Below are 18080 nucleotides of genomic sequence, written 5' to 3'. Positions count from 1 at the left end.
GCAAATAATAACCCTGGGTAATCAAAACTGCTGCGTCAACCAGTCGCGCAGGCGGCAGCAGGCCTCGTCGTCTTCCTTGTCCTCGCTGAAGGTCAGGTAGTGCAGGCTCTCGCGGTGCACCACTTCCTCGCTGACCGGCCGCACCAGCAGCCCCTGCTCGACCAGGTGACCGACCAGATGTTGCCAGCCCAACGCCACGCCCTGATGGCTGAGCACCATCTGGATCAGCATGTTGTAGTCGTTGGCGTTGAAGAAGTGCGGGCTGTCGTGGGCGCGGGTCTCGATATCGATGTTGTGGAAGGCCAGCCAGACGCCCCAGTCGACGTGCTCGGCGACCTGGGAGCGGCCATAGGGGCTGAGGTTGAGCAGTACGCTGTTGCGCAGGCCTTCGAGGCTACTCAGCTCCGGATGCTGCTGCAGATAGTGCGGCGTGCAGACCGGGTAGATGACGTCGTGGACCAGCGGCGTACTGCGGTAGCCCTCGTGCACCTTGGCCATCTTGGTGATGAAGATGTCGGGGCGCACGCCCGGCTCCATCGACAGGAAGTTCTGCGTGGTGATCAGGTTGAGGTCGATGTCCGGGTTGGCGCTGAAAAAGCTGGGCAGACGATGCGCCAGCCATAGTGCGGAAAACGCCGGCGAGCAGCACAGGGTCAGGACGCGCTTGCCGGCGTTGTGGCTGCGGATGCGTTCGGCGGCCTGGGCGATGTTGACGAACGACAGCTGCACCGCGTCGTAGAAGATCGAGCCGGCGACGGTCAGTTCCACGGCGCGGCCGGCGCGCTTGAACAGCTCGGCGCCGAGGTAGCCCTCCAGTTCGCGAATCTGCCGGCTGATGGCCGCCTGGGTCACGCACAGGGCCTCGGCGGCGCGGGTGAAGTTCTGGTATTTGGCGGCTGCCACGAAGGATTTTACCGCACGCAGCGACGGCATCTTGAGCAGGGACTGATCGGGTTCGGTATGTATGACCATAACAACAGGTATTCAATATCCTGAATAAAAAGTCGGTTCTGTCGACTATGACCGCGCACTAGACTTCAGTTAATCGGCGATAGCAGCTCAAGGGGTTGATGCGTGGCTCGGAAATATAGCCGAAAGCACCAGCGTGCAATAGCCCCGGTCGCCTGAGTTCAACCCGGATAGGGTTTCCCAATAACGCCGCGGTTTAAACAATGTCGGCACAATTAACTGGGTAAGTGGTGGAGTGTATATGAACAAAGCAGCGGTGGCAGGCCTCATCCAGCAACGTAAGTCGCGCCATGCGCTGCCGAGTGCGCTCTATAGCGATGTCGATGTCTATCGTCAGGATCTCGAGCAGATCTGGCACAAAGAGTGGATTTTCGCCGGGCACACCTTCGAGCTGGAAAAGCCGGGCCAATACCTGACCCTGCAGATCGGCGACTACCCGGTGATCGTGGTGCGCGGTGCCGACGGTCAGGTTCGCGCCCTGCACAACGCCTGTCGCCATCGCGGCTCCAAGGTCTGCAGCGAGCACAGCGGCAAGGTCGCCAAGCTGGTGTGCCCGTACCACAAGTGGACCTTCGAACTGGACGGCAAGCTGATCTATGCCGGCAACATGGGCGAGGACTTCGACAAGAGCGCCTATGGCCTCAAGCCGGTCCACTGCCAGGTGGTCAACAGCTACATCTATGTCTGCGTGGCCGAGCAGGCGCCGGACTTCGAGAAGTTCCGCGCCGCGGTATCGCCCTTCATCGCCCCGCACAACCTCGACGACTGCAAGGTGGCCTTCGAATCCAACCTGGTGGAGAAGGGCAACTGGAAGCTGGTGTTCGAGAACAACCGCGAGTGCTACCACTGCGACGGCACCCACCCGGAACTGCTCAACTCCTTCGTCGAGAACCTTTCGGTGGCCGGGGTCGGCGGCGCCGAGGATCCGGAGCTGGTTGCCCACTGGGATCGCTGCGAGGCCGCCGGCCTGCCCAGCCGCCTGGTGATGGACGATGCCGGGCAGTTCCGCATGACCCGCATTCCGCTGTCGGCCGGCGCCGTCAGCTACACCATGAACGGCAAGCAGGCGGTGGCCCGGCGCCTGGACACCAGTGGCGAGGAGAACATCGGTGCGCTGCTGTATTTCAACTACCCGTCGACCTGGAACCACTTCCTCGGTGACCACGCCCTGAGTTTCCGCGTGCTGCCCCAGGGCCCCAACGAGACCCTGGTGACCACCAAGTGGCTGGTGCCCAAGGATGCCCAGGAAGGCCTCGATTACGACCTGGAAACCCTGACCCGGGTATGGCTGGCCACCAACGATCAGGACCGTCGCCTGGTCGAGGGCACCCAGGCCGGGGTCAACTCGCCGGCCTATCAGCCGGGACCCTATTCGGATATCGCCGAGAACGGGGTATGCCAGTTCGACGACTGGTACTGCGCGACCATGGCGCGCAAGTTGGCCGAGTGACGGCGCCAAGCTCGTAACCGGCGGCCCCGCATAACCCACAAGGTTATGCGGGGCCTATTCTTGCCCGATTCTCGCTCATCAGGTCTTGCAACCATGCACAGTGCGCCCCCCTTTGTCCTGAACGACGGCTACGCCCGCGGCTTCATGTTGGTGTTGCTGTCGGCCTTCTGCTACGGCCTGCAGCCGCTGTTCGCCCAGTACGCCTATGCCGGTGGCGCCGACCCGGTCGGCCTGCTGCTGGTGCGTTTCGCCATCGCCGCCTCGATCCTGCTGCTGTTCCTGCGTCTGCGCGGCATACGCCTGCCGCGCGGGCGTCTGGCGGGGCAGAACCTGCTGGTGGGCATCGGCTATGGCTGCGCGGCGCTGGGCTACTACACCGCCAGCCGCTCCACCTCGGTGAGCCTGGCGGTGATCCTGATGTTCTCCTTCCCGGCCTTCGTCACCGCGATCTCCATCGCCTACCTGGGCGAGCGCACCAGTGCACTGAAGCTGCTCAGCCTGGTGCTGGCCCTGGGCGGGGTGCTGCTGGCCACCGGCCTGAGCCTGCGCGGCAACCTCAGCGGGGTGCTCTGGGCGCTGTTCTCGGCCCTGAGTTATGGCGCGGCGATCGTCTACGGCACCCACAGCATTCGCCACGAGCGGCCGCTGGCCTCGGCGGCCATGGTGCTGCTGGGCTGCGCCCTGACCTTCGCGGTGGCCGCGCTGTTCTTGGGGGCGGCCACGCCGTCCGGGGCGTCGGCCTGGTGGTCGATGCTGGGCCTGGCCCTGTTCGCCACCATACTGCCGGTGGCCTTCTTCCTCGCCGGCTCGCCGCTGATCGGCTCGTCCGCGGCCTCCACCCTGTCGACCCTGGAGCCGGTGGTGGCGGTGACCATCGCCGTGTTGCTGATCGGCGAGCAGATCAGCGCCGGCATGCTCGGCGGCGGCCTGATGGTGGTGGCGGCGGCCGTCATCCTGTCGCGCCAGGGCGGCACATTGCCGGAGCCGGCCTTGGTGCCGGTACCTGTGCCGGAGGAGCCCGACCAGTTGCTCTAGAGCTCGCATCGCGGCACCGGAGCCAAGCCTGCGCAAGCGGACGCCAGCGCCTGCGCTTATGGTTTTCTTGAACGGAGAAGATGACCGCGATGCCAATACAACCTGATCGATGTGAAACGAGGCGTGTGGCCTTCGTGCTGGTGCCCGGGTTTGCCTTGACCTCCTTCTCCCTGGCCATCGAAGCCCTGAGTGTCTCCAATTTTCTCTGGGGGGCAGCGGCATACGACTACCGCCTGTACAGCGGCGACCTCGATCCGGCGGTGACTGAGGTCTGTACGTCAAACGGCGTGCCGATCAAGGTCTCCGGGCACTGTAGCGAGATCGAAGACTGCAACCTGCTGTTCATTTGTGCCTACCAGAAGGCCGCTGGCTATGAGGGCGCGGCGCTCCTTGCCAAGTTGAAAACGCTGAAAAAGAAGGGTTGCAGATTCGCCTCCCTGTCGAGCGGCAGCTTTATCCTGGCCAAGGCGGGCGTTCTTGGCGACCAGCCCTGTACGCTGTTCGGTGAACAGATGGCGACCTTCAGGGAGCTTTATCCCACCGTGCCGGTGGATGAAAGCATCTATACCGTGGGCGATGGGGTCTTCACCTGTCAGGGCGGAACCACGGCGCTCGACATGCTGCTCTACATCATCGGTCAGGACCATGGCGCCGAATTCGCCTTGCAGGTTTCCCATCAGTTCTGCCAGGACAGAATCAGAACGCGGGATGAAATACAGAATATTCGCCGCTATCTGGAGTTGAGAATGAAATCGCCCTGTTTGGGGGCGGCGATCGAGTTGATGGAAAACAACATCGAAGCGCCACTGTCCATAGAAGTACTGGCCGGCAAGATTGGTGCGACGGTGCGCACGCTGGAGCACGTGTTCCGGGTTCACGAACAGTCCACCCCAGTTAATTACTATCTGCAACTTCGGCTGAAGCATGCCAGGAGCATGATCAAGGACAGCCGGCTACCCATAGCCACTGTTGCACAGGCGACGGGGTTCGCCTCGCAGAGCTATTTCACCAAGCGCTTCAGGGAAGCCTACGGCTTTTCTCCGACTCGCTTGCGCGGCGACAAAAAATTATAAATTTCTTCGGCTTTGTTATATCTCTGCGCTGTCGGTGAGCGGAAGCTAGTGACCAAGGAGATGCTGAAATGTTCCCTGGTTCCCGAAGTTATTCCGCCTGTAGCCGCGAGGTTGCTGGTTTGTATTCTTCGCAGGTCGGGCTTTTCAGATTATCCCTGAACTCACTCCGCCGACCTTCAGGTGCAGAACATGACGCAAGTAATCGAAGAATGCCTTTCCAGTAAATCAACTTCCTTCAGCGAGATCCCCGTTGTCGATATCGGGCCCTTGTTGGACGGCAGTGATGCACAGTCGGTGGCCGCTGAAATTGGCAATATCTGTGAGAACTTCGGTTTTCTGTACATCAAGAATCACGGCGTATCTTCTTCCCTGATAGAAGATGTGTACCGACTCTCGCGAAAATTCTTCGAACTGCCCTTCGAAGCCAAGAATCAACTGAATATCGTCAATTCCGGGCAGACGCTGCGCGGCTATATTCCGATGTACGGTGAAAACGTCGACCCGCAGAACACCAAGGACTTCAAGGAGTGCTTCGACTACGGTCGGCACGAAGAGGACGTCTCGCCTTTCTTCGGCCCCAACCTGATGCCGGAGGAAGTCCAGGAATTCAAGCAGGTCATGGAGGCTTATCATGAAGTAATGCTCGGCCTGGCGCGCCAGCTGATCAGCGCCATTGCCCTGAGTCTGGACCTGCCGGCGGATTACTTCGAGAAGCTGCAGAAGAAGCCGATCACCATTCAGCGCCTGCTGCATTACCCGCCGCAGTTCGGCACTATCACCAGGAAAAAAATCGGTATCGGCGCTCACACCGATTACGGCTTCCTGACCATCCTCTCGCAGGATGCCAATGGCGGATTGCAGGTGCAGAACAGAAACGGCGAATGGGTCAGCGCACCGCCCGTGGCGGATACCTTTATCGTCAACATCGGCGACCTGGTACAGACCTTCACCAATGACCGCTATATCTCCACCCTGCACCGGGTGATCAATACCAGTGGGGTGGATCGTTATTCGGTGCCGTTCTTTATCGACCTCGATTTCGATGCGGTGGTGGATGTGGTGCCGAGCTGCATCAGTGCGGACAAGCCCAGCAAGTACCAGCCGTACACCAGCGGCCAGCACAAGTACAAGCGCTTCGTCGACAGCTACACCCACTTGCAGGATGTGGTCATCGGCGGCTAAGACGGCGTCCTGGATATTTGGGTGCGCCGGTAAAGGGGCGGAGTGATCCATGTTCAATCACTCCGCCCCTTTTCTCTGTAACGCCCAAAAGCAGGGCGTAGCTTTAGCTGTCCTCTGACTTCGGTTGTTCAATTTTTTTGTTCGCGATGCCAAAGGGTATGTGCACCATTGGTATGTCACCGGCCTTGGATTCTAAATGATTTCTTTGGTCATCAAAAAACATATGCGGCTTCAGTTTTGACAAAATCCTATTTTTTTCCATCCCTCCGAGAAAAAACATCTCGTTTGCACTTACACCCCAATCCTCAAGGGTGGTAATAACGCGCTCATGAGCTGGCGCATTCCTAGCCGTAACGATGGCGGTAGTTAGAACTCTCTTATAGTTTCGGTCATTTTCAATTTCACGGTCTTCTAGTTTTTGCAGGAAAGAAAGCTTTTTGAAAAGATCGGCTAATGGCCCCGGCTTGTGTGGTGTTTCAGAATTTGCCACTTCATAAGCGTGAAATTCTGGCAGATCCCCACCTTTGAATATCGCCTCTGCTTCGTCATCAGCAATAACTCCGTCAAAGTCAAATGCTATTCTTAGTTCATCGTTTTCGTCATCACTAACAATCTTGCTAGGCAAAACCACTCCGCCGGGGTATCCCGCATCAATAGCATTTTGCACATCCTCCTCATTTGCCGAGAGGAATAATGATGCGTTGAATGCAGGAATATATTCAAATGGTGACTTCCCCTCCATGAAGGCGGCTCTGGAAATGTCAAGGTCGTAGTGTTTAATTGATCTAAAAACTCTTTTTCCTGTGGCTGCAGAGTTTCTTGATAATAGCACTACTTCAACCGGTAGCTTTTCGGGAAAGCGCTGGTTTATTTTTAAAAATCGCTTAATAAAAGGAAATGCCACTCCTTTTTCAAGAACTTTATCCAGATTTTCCTCTTGAAATTTCTTATAAGCCTTCGGTCCTTTTTCAACAAAAACCGCATGCGACTCAGACAAATCAAACAATGCACTTGATGAAACCGCTACTACTAGCTTCCTTTCAATTGGATATGGCATAAGGGCTACTTTAAGAGTTGAAAAGTGATTAGTTGGATTTCTGCGTTAATCCAATAGTCGCGAATTCTGCATTATTTCGCGTCACGCCGCCTAGTCTTCGGTAAAAATAACGGCCAAACAATAACCAGGGTCAGGTGCGCTTGCTGGGGCGTGTGTTCGCGTGAATTTCGTACTCCGCTCGCTCATCATTACCGCATACGACCGCACGCTCAGGCCCGTAGATACCGTCTTGCCTCTCATCGGGCAAGGGCCTTTTTGACATCAAATGGCTCGCCTGATTTGAGCACCCCATAGGCGATGTGGAGCAATTTACGCATCGCCGTGCAGACGATCTGCTTGCCGGCCTTTCCGCGGGCTTGCAGGCGCTCTTTTAGGGCTTTGATCGCCGGGTTGTGGATCATCGCTGCGACCGCAGGCATGTACATTCCTGCACGTAGGCGGGAGGAACCCATGCGCGAAATAACCACCTGGCCTTTGTGCTTGCCGGAGTCCTGCAGCTTCGGATTCAACCCAGCAAACGCGGTGATCGCCCGAGCACTCTTGAACCCCAAGGGATCGCCCAACTCGGCCAGTAGCAAGGCCGCCGTCTTGTCGCCGATACCGTCGATGCTGACCAATAGATCGCGCTTACCGCGCAAGTCCGGATCGTTGTCGATGTGGTCCTGGATCGCTTTCAGGGTATCGGTAATTTGCTCTTGGATATGCTGCAGAACTGAGCGGATGGAGTCCTGAACACTGGCGTGCGAAACATCCAGGCGATTGAGCTCCATCCGCTCGATCTCCTTGAGGTCATCCAGTCGACGCACCAGAGCCCGCAACCTACGCACGGCCAGCGGTTCGGGTTGCCAGGCACGCAGCTTGTCCATGTGCCGCTGGCCATAGTCGGCAATCAACTTGGCGTCGACGCGATCGGTCTTGACTCGCTGTAACTGGCTCTGGGCGTAGCTGGCGATCTGCGCAGGATTCATGACGCACACGCGGTAACCCAGTTGGTGCAGGTACTCCGCCAAGGCCTCGTGGTAGACCCCGGTGGCTTCCATCACGACCCAGGCGCCCGGCTCGGCGTACTTGTCCAGCCACTGCTGGAGCGTCTGAAACCCCGTCGTCTGATTGGCCAGCTTGCTCTTGGTGCGGTATTTGCCATTGGCTTGCAGGGTGGCGATATCGAAGCTGTGCTTGGCGATATCGATGCCAACGATACTGGACATAAGCTCTCCTTTATCGATTTATGACGATCATCACTGCACCCTGTCCAACCTTGTGAATGCGAGCTCTTACCCGAGGTAGGCCCTAGATACCGTTCGAACTTTACGAGTGAGTGTGGAGGGCCGGAGCACTATCTACGAAACAGGCTCGAGGCCTGAGGGTGCGTACATCTTCCTGGCCCTCCCCCGATGATCTGTCGGGGACTATCGCCTCTGTGAAAGGCAATTGTCGAGATACAAGGGTGGGTTAGCCGCGTAGCGGCGTAACCCACCATGGCATCGGTCAGGCAGCCGCAATGCCGGCCTCGCGGCCAGGCGATCAAAGATCTTTGACCAGCCGCAGGGCGTCGTAGATGGCCGCGTGGGTGTTGCGCGCGGCCACCGCGTCGCCGATGCGGAACAGCTGGAATTCGCCGTCCGGGTTGTCATCCCGGTGTTGCGGCTTGCCGTGGATCAGGTCGGCGTACTCCACCGCGCCGAGGTTGCGCGAGAGCGGCTTGAGTTCCAGGTACAGCTCGTCCATCGGCCGGGTGCCGTGGTTGACCACCACCTGGTCGACGTGGCGCTGCTTGCGCACACCACCATAGTCGCTGTCGATGTGGGCCACCAGGGTCTGGCCTTCGCGGGCCACCGAGGCCAGGCGATAGGTGACGGTGAAGGTGGTGTCGAGCTTCTGCAGCGAGCGCATGTAGGGCACCAGGTTCATCGCCATGACTTCCGGGGCGAAGCTGCGGTCCGGGGTCATGATCTCCAGCTTGGCGCCGCTCTGGGCGATGAACTCGGCGGCTTGCAGGGCGCTGTGGTCGCCGGCGTCGTCGAACAGCAGCACGTTGCTGCCCGGCTTGACGTCGCCGGAGATGATGCCCCAGGTCGACACCACCAGCTCGTTGCCGGCCTCGAGCACCTCGGTGTGCGGGTAGCCGCCGGTGGCGATGATGACCACGTCGGGCTTCTCGGCGCGAATGGTCTCGGCCTCGGCCCAGCTGTTGTAGTGGAAGGTCACGCCCAGGGCCTCGCACTGGGCCAGGCGCCAGTCGATGATGCTGAGCATCTCGCGCCGACGCGGGCTCTGCGCGGTCAGGCGGATCTGCCCGCCGGCCTGGGCGGCGGCCTCGAATACCACCACCTCATGACCGCGCTCGCCGGCCACTCGGGCCGCTTCCAGGCCGGCCGGGCCGGCGCCGACGATCACCACCTTGCGCCGCTGGGCGGCCTTGGGAATCTCATGCGGCATGGTCGTTTCGCGGCCGGTGGCGGCGTTGTGGATGCAGTAGGCCGCGCCGCCCTGATAGATGCGGTCCAGGCAGTAGTTGGCGCCGACGCAGGGGCGGATGTCTTCCTCGCGGCCCTGGATCAGCTTGCGCACGATGTGCGGGTCGGTCATGTGCGCGCGGGTCATGCCGATCATGTCGACCTTGCCCGAGGCAATGGCGTGGCGCGCGGTGGCGATGTCCGGAATCTTCGCCGCGTGGAAGGTGGGGAAGTCGGTGGCGGCGCGGATCTGCCCGGCGAAGTCCAGGTGCGGCGAGTTGTGCATGCCCTGGATCGGAATGACATCGGTCAGGCCGGCATCGGTGTCGATATGGCCGCGGATGATATTGAGGAAGTCCACCATGCCGCTTTCCTTCAGGCGACGCGAGATGTCCAGGCCTTCATCGGCATTCAGCCCGCCATTCAGGGCCTCGTCGGCGGTGTAGCGCACGCCGACGATGAACTCGTTGCCTACGCGCTGGCGCACGGCCTTGAGCACGTCGAAGGTGAAGCGCAGGCGGTTGTCCAGGGAGCCGCCATAGGGCGCGTCCAGCTCGTTGGTCAGCGGCGACCAGAACTGGTCCATCAGGTGGCCGTAGGCCTGCAGCTCGATGCCGTCCAGGCCGGCGGCCTTCATCCGCTCGGCGGCGTCGGCGTAGTCCTTGATGATGCGCTCGATGTCCCAGTCTTCGATCTTCTTGGGGAAGGCGCGGTGCGCCGCCTCGCGGTTGTGCGAGGGCGAGACCACCGGCAGCCAGTCACCCTTGTCCCAGCGGGTACGCCGGCCCAGGTGAGTGAGCTGGATCATCACTGCGGCGCCGTGCTCGTGGCATTCGTCGGTGAGGTCCTTCATCCAGCCGACCACCTCGTCCTTGTAGGCGAGGATGTTGTTGAACACCGGCGGGCTGTCACGCGATACCGCGGCCGAGCCGGCGGTCATGGTCAGGGCCACGCCGGCCTTGGCCCGCTCGACGTGGTAGGCGCGGTAGAGCGCCTTGGGCATGCCGTCCTCGGGGTAGGCCGGTTCGTGCGAGGTGGTGATGATCCGGTTGCGCAGGGTCAGGTGCTTGAGCTGGTAGGGCTGAAGCAGCGGGTCATTCGACATGGTCGGGGCTCCACGTTGGTAGGGGCTATGGCCTGTACCCGAGGGCAATGTACACAGGTGTCAATTAATCTGACTCAACTGTACATTGCTCGCAAGCCTGGATGTCGCTCACGGCAAACTTCTGTCGCAAGCGCGGCTGTGAAGCCATGGTTCTGCAGGTGCTCCCCGGTATTCAGGTGGAGAAGCCGCCAGGCTGAAAAATGTACAGTCCTGTCATTTTGCTGGACGTCTATGCACACTCCGCATTGTGCGAAGCCTCGGCGGCCGCTACCATCGACCCATGAGCGAACCTACCAAAGCAAATGACAGCGGCTGGCGCGGCTCGGCCGAGGGCTGGCTGGAGGCGGCCTACGAAGGTCTGATCGAATCGGGCGTCGAGGCCGTGCGCATCCTGCCGCTGGCGAAGAAGCTGAACCTGTCGCGAACCAGCTTCTACTGGTTCTTCAAGGACCGCGAGGAACTGCTGGCGGCGCTGCTGGAGCGCTGGCGGGTGAAGAACACCGACAACCTGGTCGGTCAGACCCAGGCCTACGCCGAGAGCATCGCCGAGGCCATTCTCAATGTCTTCGACTGCTGGCTGAACCCGGCGCTGTTCGATTCGCAGTTCGAGTTCGCGGTGCGCAGCTGGGCGCTGCAGGAACCCAGGGTGGCCGCCCAGGTCGAGATCGCCGACAAGGCGCGCCTGGCGGCGTTGGCCGAGATGTTCGTGCGCTTCGGCTACGAGGCCTTGCCCGCCGATGTGCGGGCCCGCTCCATGTACCTGACCCAGATCGGCTATATCAGCATGAACAGCCGCGAGGACACCCTGGTGCGCATGCAGCGCATCCCCGAGTACGTGAAGATTTTCACCGGGCAGGCCCCGCAAGCCCGCGAGCTGCAGCGTTTCTACGCCCGTCACGGATACGCCGTGGCCGAACCGGTGCTGGTCTCGATCGGCCCCAACGAATCAGTCTGAGAGGTACGCGCATGTTCATTGAACTCACAGTCGGCATCATCGGCGGTGGTGGCTGGCTGGGCCGTTCGATCGGCGCCGCCATGCTCGACAAGGGCGTGCTGGCGCCGGCCAGCTTGATCCTCTCCAGCCGCAGCGGGCGGGTCGAGGGCTTCGACGCCTGGCCGCAGGTGCAGCTGACCACGGATAACCACGAGCTGGCGCAGCGGGCCGACATCATCGTGCTGTCGGTGCGCCCCGAGCAGTTCGCCGCAGTCGAGATCGACGCCGCGGACAAGCTGGTGATCTCCTTTATGGCCGGGGTTTCCCTCGACACCCTGGTGGCGCGCACCGGCAGCCGCCGGGTCATTCGTGCCATGCCCAACGCGGCGGCCGAGATCGGCCAGTGCTACACGCCCTGGTTCGCCAGCGATCAGGTCACTGCCGCCGACAGGGCCTTCACCCTGGCGATGTTCGAGAGCTGCGGCAGCACCGACGAGGTGGCCAGCGAGGCCGATCTGGACTACCTGACCGGCCTGGTCGGCTCGGGCGCGGCCTATCCGGCGCTGCTGGCCGAGGCCATGCTGGCGCACGCCCTGGCCAGAGGGCTGCCGCGCCAGGTGGCGGAGAACGCGGTGAGTGGCGTGGTGGTGGGGGCGAGCCAGCTGCTCGGTCGCGACGGCATGCCGCCGGCCGCCATGGTCCAGGCCATGCTCGACTACCGCGGCACCACGGCGGCGGGCCTGCAGGCGATGATCGAGGCCGGCTTCAAGCAGGCGGTCGCCGCCGGGCTGGAGGCAGCCGAAGCCGCCGCGCTGCGCATGCAAAGCCGCTATTCCCAGGACTCGAACCAGACCACTGGCAGGCGTGCCCGATAGGGTTCCGCCGGCCATACCGGCACCGAGTTTTCAATCCTGAGGGGCAGCCGGCCGCCCTGTTGGCCGGCCGTTTCGCCTGCCACTCGATTCCCTTGCAGGCCGATAAAACCGCTCTATTGCGCGTCTTCTGGCCCAGGCGCCGAGCCCGTCTGGTCGCCTTCAGCTGCTCGCCCGCCCGTAGGCCTGCGGCTCAACCAATAACATCAAGTTATGGTTTGGGCCGAGCAAATGTCGTTGGACCCCATCCCCCCCCAAACTTAATCTGAACCCACAAGAAGCGGCACTTACAGCGTGGAGTGCCGAGTGGGATTTAGGCGGTACAGCGTCTAATTGAGTGGCTGCCGTTCATTAAATTGTCCAGTTTCAAAAGGCATGGTCGCCAACTTTGAGTTCGACCGTTGCCGATTGATCGCAGATATAAGAAGAGGACGTTATGACCCAGGCTGACGAGATTCTCTCGGTCAAGCATGTATTCAAGGTATTCGGCGCACAGCCGGAAGTTGCCATGGATATGCTACGCAAAGGCGCTGACAAGGACGAAATTTTCCATAAGACCGGCCAGGTAGTGGGCGTGTTCGACGCCAGCTTTTCGGTCAAGCGTGGCGAAATCTTCGTCATCATGGGTCTGTCCGGTTCCGGCAAGTCGACCATGGTGCGCCTGTTCAATCGCTTGATCGAACCCACCTCCGGCAGCATCCACCTCAACGGTCGGGAAATCACCGGGCTGTCCGACAAGGAGCTGCTCGACGTACGCCGCAATGAAATGAGCATGGTGTTCCAGTCCTTCGCCCTGATGCCACACATGAGCGTGCTGGAGAACGCCGCCTTCGGCCTGGAAATTTCCGGACTCGGCGAGCAGGAGCGCAGGGCCCGAGCGATCGAGGCACTGCGCCAGGTTGGCCTGGCCGGGCACGAGCACAGTTACCCGCACCAGTTGTCCGGCGGCATGCAGCAGCGCGTCGGCCTGGCCCGGGCGCTGACCAACGACCCGACCATCTTGCTGATGGACGAGGCCTTCTCCGCGCTGGATCCGCTGATCCGCAGCGAGATGCAGGGCGAGCTGATCCGTTTGCAGGCCGAGCAGCAGCGCACCATCATTTTCATCTCCCACGACATCGAAGAGGCGATCCGCATCGGTCATCGCATCGCGATCATGGAAGGCGGCCGGGTGGTGCAGATCGGCACCCCGCAGGAACTGCTGTGCAATCCGGTCAACGAGTACGTCGAGAACTTCTTCCACGGCTTCGACAGCTCCCGGGTGCTGCTGGCCGGCGATGTCGCCGTGATGGATCCCGCGGCCGTGTGTAGGGTCAATGGCCACGCGCCGGGCTTCCAGGCAGGCGTGCCGTTCGGCTACCTGATCGACGAGCGTGACCAGTTGTTGGGCGTGATCGAGCCCGATGCCTTGAACGGCAATGCTGCCGAGTTGCAGCGCCTGGAGCTGCTCAGGTTGGATCAGCATCAACCGATCTACGTCGATACGCCGCTGCACGAGGTGCTCAATGTGGTGGCGTCGGTACCTTACCCGGTACCGGTTCTCGATCATGGCGGTGCCTTCAAGGGCACTATTTCCAAGAATCTGCTGCTGCAGACCCTGAGTCGCCACTGAGTGGCAGCCAGCCCTGGCAGCATCCCCTCCAGCAGAATCGAAGAGCAGGTATCCGCATGTCCGACTTCAGTTTTCTCGACCCGTTCCAGACCCTGACCATTCCCCTGGGCGATTGGGTGGACAGCACCCTGAATTACCTGGTGCACAATTTTCGCGAGTTCTTCCGTGCCATCCGCTGGCCAATCGATCAGGTGCTCAACGGTTTCGAATTCACCCTGCAGAGCATTCCGCCGTCGATCGGCATCCTCTTGTCCTCGCTGCTCGGCTGGCAGGTGGGAGGCGCGCGCATGGGCTGGTTGTGCGCCATTACCCTGACCCTGCTGGGGTTGGTCGGGGTCTGGTCGGAGGCCATGACTACCCTGTCGCTGGTGCTCACCTCGGTGTTCTTCTGCGCATTGATTGGTGTGCCGCTGGGCATTCTCTCGGCCCGTAGTGACCATCTGGAACGGATCGTGCGACCTGTTCTGGATGCCATGCAGACCCTGCCGGCGTTCGTCTATCTGGTGCCGGTGGTGATGCTGTTCGGTATCGGCAACGTCCCCGGCGTGCTGGTCACCATCGTCTTCGCCGTACCGCCGCTGGTGCGCCTGACCAACCTGGGCATCCGCCAGGTACCGGAAGACAAAATCGAAGCGGCGCGTGCCTTCGGCTGCACGCCTTGGCAAATGCTCAAGCGCGTGCAACTGCCGCTGGCCGCGCCGACCATCATGGCCGGCGTCAATCAGACCCTGATGCTCTCGCTATCGATGGTGGTGATCGCCTCGATGATCTCGGTCGGCGGCCTCGGCCAGATGGTCCTGCGCGGCATCGGCCGCCTGGACATGGGCCTGGCCACGGTCGGCGGCGTCGGTCTGGTGCTGCTGGCGATCTTCCTCGACCGCCTGACCCAGGCCATGGGTGAGCGGAGCAACGCCGACCCTAGTCTGCGCTGGTACCACAGCGGTCCCGTCGGCTTGGTGCTGCGCCTGTTTGGTAGCCGCCCGCAGACGGCCAAAGCCAGTTCCTGAAACCTGCCCGTACGTTAACCCGAGAAGAAAACCAGAAAAGGTAGATGACGATGACTTTGCACACCCGTGGATTCACCCAGAAGCTGCTGCATTGCGCGGCAGTTGCATCCCTGAGCCTGTTGCCGCTCTGCAGCCAGGCCGCTTCGGCCGAGAAACCGGGCGAGGGGGTGGAGGTAACGCCGATTTTCCCGAGCATCGCCGAGGAGCGTTTTCGCGGTGAGGTGGCCATCGCCGGTTTGCGCGAGCTGGGCTATGACATGCAGGAGCCCAAGGAGACCGAGTACGCGACGATGATGGTGGCACTGGCCTACGGCGATGCGGATTTCTCCGTGCACCTGTGGGACAAGCTGCACGACACCTTCTACCAGAAGGTCGGCGGCGACGACACCCTGGTCAAGGCCGGCGACGTGATCCCGGGCGTGCTGCAGGGCTACCTGATCGACAAGAAGACCGCCGATAAATACAACATCAAGTACATCACCGACCTGAAGAAGCCGGAGATCGCCAAGCTGTTCGACACCAATGCCGATGGCAAGGCCGATCTCACCGGCTGCAACCCGGGCTGGGGCTGCGAACTGGTGATCGACCATCACATGAAGGCCTATGACCTGGATAAGAGCGTCAGCCACAACCGCGGCTCCTACTTCGCCCTGATGGCCGACACCATCGCGCGCTATCAACAAGGCGAATCGATCCTCTACTTCACCTGGGTGCCGCAGTGGATCGCCGGTGTGCTGGTCGAGGGCAAGGACGTGGTCTGGCTGGAAGTGCCGCATACCGACCTGCCGGGCGGCGACAACACAGTCAACACCAGCTTCGAAGGCAAGAACCTCGGCTTCGCCGTGGATACCGTGAAGGCCGTGCTGAACAAGGACTTCGCCGAAGAGAATCCGGCGGCCTTGAAGTTCCTCTCCCAGGTGCAGATCACCGCTGACGACGAGAGCGCGCAGAACCTGAAGATGCAAAATGGCGAGAACAGCATGAAGGACATCAAGCGCCATGCCGACGAGTGGGTCGCCGCGCACCGCGAGCAGTTCGATACCTGGCTGGCCGCTTCCCGCGCCGCCGCCAACTGAGTCCTTCGCTCAGGCTGCAACCCCTTTTTTGGCGCCCCTAGTGGGCGTCTTTTTCATCCCGTTGATTCGAATCTCGTCTGTGGAGAAGCCGCATGTCGCTCTATTCGTTCGTCCGTGATTTCACTTTCAGCCAGGCGCCGCAACACACCCGCGAGCTGCTGCAGACCTGCCTGCTGGATATCCTCGGGGTCGCCGCCGGCGCCCGCGACAACCAGACCAGCCAGGCCCTCAAACACTATGCCGTCAGCCATTACCCGGCTGGCGCCATGGCCAGCCGCCTGTTGTTCGACGGGCGCGCGGTGCACCCGCTGGGCGCAGCCTGGGCCGGCGCTTTCAGCGTCGACAGCCTGGATGCCCACGAGGGCCACTTCACCTCCAAGGGCCATGCCGGCGCCACCGTGGTGCCGGCCGTGCTGGCGCTGGTCGACGCCTGCCGCGAGCAGGGCCGGGCGATCAGCGGCGAAGAGCTGCTCAGCGTCCTGTGCATCGGCTACGAGACCGCGCTGCGCGCCGGCGCCGCGCTGATGGCCACCGCCCCCGAGTACCATGCCTCGGGCTCCTTTTCCGGGCTCGGCGTGGTCTGCGCCGGCACCCGCCTGCTGGGGCTGGACGAGCAGACCTTCCGCCATGCCCTGGGCATCGCCGAGTACTTCGGCCCGCGCTGCCCGATGATGCGCCTGGTCGATCACCCCTCGATGCTGCGCGACGCCCACGGCGCCGGTGCCCATGCCGGGCTCAACGCGCTGCTGCTGGCCCAGGCCGGGGTCACCGGGGCGCCGGCCGAGACGGTCGAAACCACGGCGGTGGCCGCCCAGTGGCACGACCTCGGTCAGCGCTGGGAGATCGACGCCCAGTACTTCAAGCCCTGGCCGGTGTGCCGCTGGGCGCAGCCGGCGCTGACCGCGATGACCGCGCTGCTGGCCGAGCACCCGCAGATCACCGGCGAGGCCATCGAGCGCATTGAGGTCGAGACCTTCCACGAGTCCATGCGCCTGCAGGGCCACACCCCGGCCAACGCCGACGAGGCCCAGTACGCCCTGGCCTTCCCCCTGGCGGCCCTGGTGGCCCGCGGCCAGGTCGGCCCGCTGGAGGTGACTGGCGAGGCGATCCACGCCGCCGACATCCTCGCGGTCAGCGGGCGCATCGAGATCGTCGAGGCCGACGACCTGTCGGCGCGCTTTCCCAATGAAATCCTCTCGCGGGTCTCGGTGTCGCTCAAAGATGGCCAGGGCTTCACCAGCCCAGTCACCGCAGCCAAGGGCGACCCGGCCACGGCCATGACCCAGGCCGAATTCAGCGCCAAGTTTCACCTGCTGGCCGGTGTCAGCCTTGATGCCGAGCGACGTCAGGCCATCGAGCAGGCCGTTGCCGAACTGCCCGCCAGCGCCGACTGCTCAGCTCTATTTCAGCTGCTGTTCCACACCGAAGCCGCCCAGGCGCTGCCTGGATCAATCCAGCTCAAGGAGGTTGCCCTATGAAATTCGCCGAGAAAGTCACCCTGATCACCGGCGCCGCTGGCGGTGTCGGCCAGGCCCTGGCCCTGCTGTTTGCCCGCGAGGGCGCGCGGCTGATGCTGTCCGACCGCGACGAGGCTGGTTGCGCACGGATTGCCGAACAGGCCCGCGCCCTCGGCGCCGAGGTCAGCTACCTGGCCGGCGACCTGCGTGAGAAGAGCTATTGCGAGGCCGTGGTCCGTGTGGCCGTGGAAAGCTTCGGCGGGCTCGACATCGTGCTGAACAACGCCGGCATCATTCCGCGCGGCACCATCGAGGAAACCACCGACGAGATGTGGTTCGACGCCATGGGCGTCAACCTCAACGCGGTGTTCTACATCTGCCGCGCAGCCATCCCGCACATGAAGGGGCGCAAGGGCGCGGCCATCGTCAACACCTCCTCGGTGTGGGGCGTCTATCCAGGCCCCGGCCACGTCGCCTATTGCACCAGCAAGGGTGCGGTGGCAGCGCTGAGCAAGAACCTCGGCCGCGACTGCGCGCCGCTGGGCATCCGGGTCAATGCCGTGTGCCCGCACGAGATCAACACGCCGATGATCCGCAGCGGTTTCGAACGCCGCGGCCTGGACCCGGACAAAGCCGTCGAGGAACTGAACAAGAGCGTACCCCTGGGGCGTATCGCCGAGCCGGAAGACATCGCCGATGTGATCGCCTTCCTGGCCTCGGACGAGGCGCGCTACATCGCCGGTGAAACTCTTGAGGTCACCGGCGCCAAGCCGGTATCGGGTTGAGGAGACGAAC

General features: G+C 62.0%; 15 protein-coding genes. 11 read left to right on the top strand and 4 right to left on the bottom strand.

All coding sequences use genetic code 11. The annotated features are described in order from the left end of the window. Positions 1-21: 21 nt before the first annotated feature. Positions 22-972: a LysR substrate-binding domain-containing protein gene (locus ABZE94_RS05085; RefSeq protein WP_372874441.1), complete on the bottom strand. Its 951-nt coding sequence runs from the start codon at positions 970-972 to the stop codon at positions 22-24. Positions 973-1210: 238 nt separating this feature from the next. Between ABZE94_RS05085 and ABZE94_RS05080 the strand changes: the two genes are divergently transcribed. The 4 genes from ABZE94_RS05080 (at position 1211) to ABZE94_RS05065 (ending at position 5709) form a co-directional block, all read left to right on the top strand. Continuing rightward, positions 1211-2419: an aromatic ring-hydroxylating dioxygenase subunit alpha gene (locus ABZE94_RS05080; protein WP_372874440.1), complete on the top strand. Its 1209-nt coding sequence runs from the start codon at positions 1211-1213 to the stop codon at positions 2417-2419. 93 nt (positions 2420-2512) lie between these two features. Next, entirely contained in the window at positions 2513-3454 is a 942-nt protein-coding gene (locus ABZE94_RS05075; protein WP_372874439.1) for a DMT family transporter, read from the top strand. Between the two features lie 125 nt (positions 3455-3579). Continuing rightward, entirely contained in the window at positions 3580-4527 is a 948-nt protein-coding gene (locus tag ABZE94_RS05070) for a GlxA family transcriptional regulator (protein ID WP_372874438.1), read from the top strand. Positions 4528-4716: 189 nt separating this feature from the next. Then, positions 4717-5709, top strand: coding sequence for an isopenicillin N synthase family dioxygenase (locus ABZE94_RS05065; protein ID WP_372874437.1), 993 nt, complete (start codon positions 4717-4719; stop codon positions 5707-5709). Positions 5710-5812: 103 nt separating this feature from the next. Here the strand turns inward: ABZE94_RS05065 and ABZE94_RS05060 are convergent, their stop codons facing one another. The 3 genes from ABZE94_RS05060 to ABZE94_RS05050 form a co-directional block, all read right to left on the bottom strand. Continuing rightward, positions 5813-6766 (bottom strand): 5'-nucleotidase, encoded by a 954-nt coding sequence (locus ABZE94_RS05060; protein WP_372874436.1) that lies wholly within the window; start codon positions 6764-6766, stop codon positions 5813-5815. A gap of 236 nt (positions 6767-7002) precedes the next feature. After that, entirely contained in the window at positions 7003-7974 is a 972-nt protein-coding gene (locus ABZE94_RS05055; protein WP_372874435.1) for an IS110 family transposase, read from the bottom strand. Positions 7975-8290: 316 nt separating this feature from the next. After that, positions 8291-10327, bottom strand: a complete 2037-nt coding sequence (locus ABZE94_RS05050) for an FAD-dependent oxidoreductase (RefSeq protein WP_372874434.1) — start codon at positions 10325-10327, stop codon at positions 8291-8293. A gap of 280 nt (positions 10328-10607) precedes the next feature. Here ABZE94_RS05050 and ABZE94_RS05045 point away from each other — a divergent pair, with 280 nt between their 5' ends. From ABZE94_RS05045 to ABZE94_RS05015, 7 genes are all read left to right on the top strand, one after another. After that, a complete protein-coding gene (locus ABZE94_RS05045) occupies positions 10608-11282 on the top strand; it encodes a TetR/AcrR family transcriptional regulator (RefSeq protein WP_372874433.1) in 675 nt (224 codons plus the stop codon). A gap of 11 nt (positions 11283-11293) precedes the next feature. Beyond that, complete coding sequence (locus ABZE94_RS05040; RefSeq protein WP_372874432.1) at positions 11294-12136, top strand: pyrroline-5-carboxylate reductase family protein; 843 nt, start codon at positions 11294-11296, stop codon at positions 12134-12136. Between the two features lie 433 nt (positions 12137-12569). Then, entirely contained in the window at positions 12570-13745 is a 1176-nt protein-coding gene (gene proV, locus ABZE94_RS05035) for a glycine betaine/L-proline ABC transporter ATP-binding protein ProV (RefSeq protein ID WP_372874431.1), read from the top strand. Between the two features lie 56 nt (positions 13746-13801). Beyond that, on the top strand, positions 13802-14752 hold the full coding sequence (gene proW / locus ABZE94_RS05030; RefSeq protein WP_372874430.1) for a glycine betaine/L-proline ABC transporter permease ProW: 951 nt from the start codon (positions 13802-13804) through the stop codon (positions 14750-14752). Positions 14753-14802: 50 nt separating this feature from the next. Further along, on the top strand, positions 14803-15828 hold the full coding sequence (gene proX / locus ABZE94_RS05025; protein WP_372874443.1) for a glycine betaine/L-proline ABC transporter substrate-binding protein ProX: 1026 nt from the start codon (positions 14803-14805) through the stop codon (positions 15826-15828). 92 nt (positions 15829-15920) lie between these two features. Further along, positions 15921-17306 carry an MmgE/PrpD family protein gene (locus ABZE94_RS05020; protein ID WP_372874429.1) on the top strand — a complete coding sequence of 462 codons (1386 nt, stop codon included), beginning with the start codon at positions 15921-15923 and terminating at the stop codon, positions 17304-17306. Next, on the top strand, positions 17303-18070 hold the full coding sequence (locus tag ABZE94_RS05015; RefSeq protein WP_372874428.1) for an SDR family NAD(P)-dependent oxidoreductase: 768 nt from the start codon (positions 17303-17305) through the stop codon (positions 18068-18070). The genes ABZE94_RS05020 and ABZE94_RS05015 overlap by 4 nt, the downstream gene beginning before the upstream one ends. The last annotated feature ends 10 nt before the right edge of the window (positions 18071-18080 follow it).

The sequence above is a fragment of the Pseudomonas sp. genome (assembly GCF_041601375.1).
GTDB lineage: Bacteria > Pseudomonadota > Gammaproteobacteria > Pseudomonadales > Pseudomonadaceae > Aquipseudomonas.
Note: the sequence above shows the minus strand (reverse complement) of the source record. Positions and strands in the feature narration are given on the sequence as shown.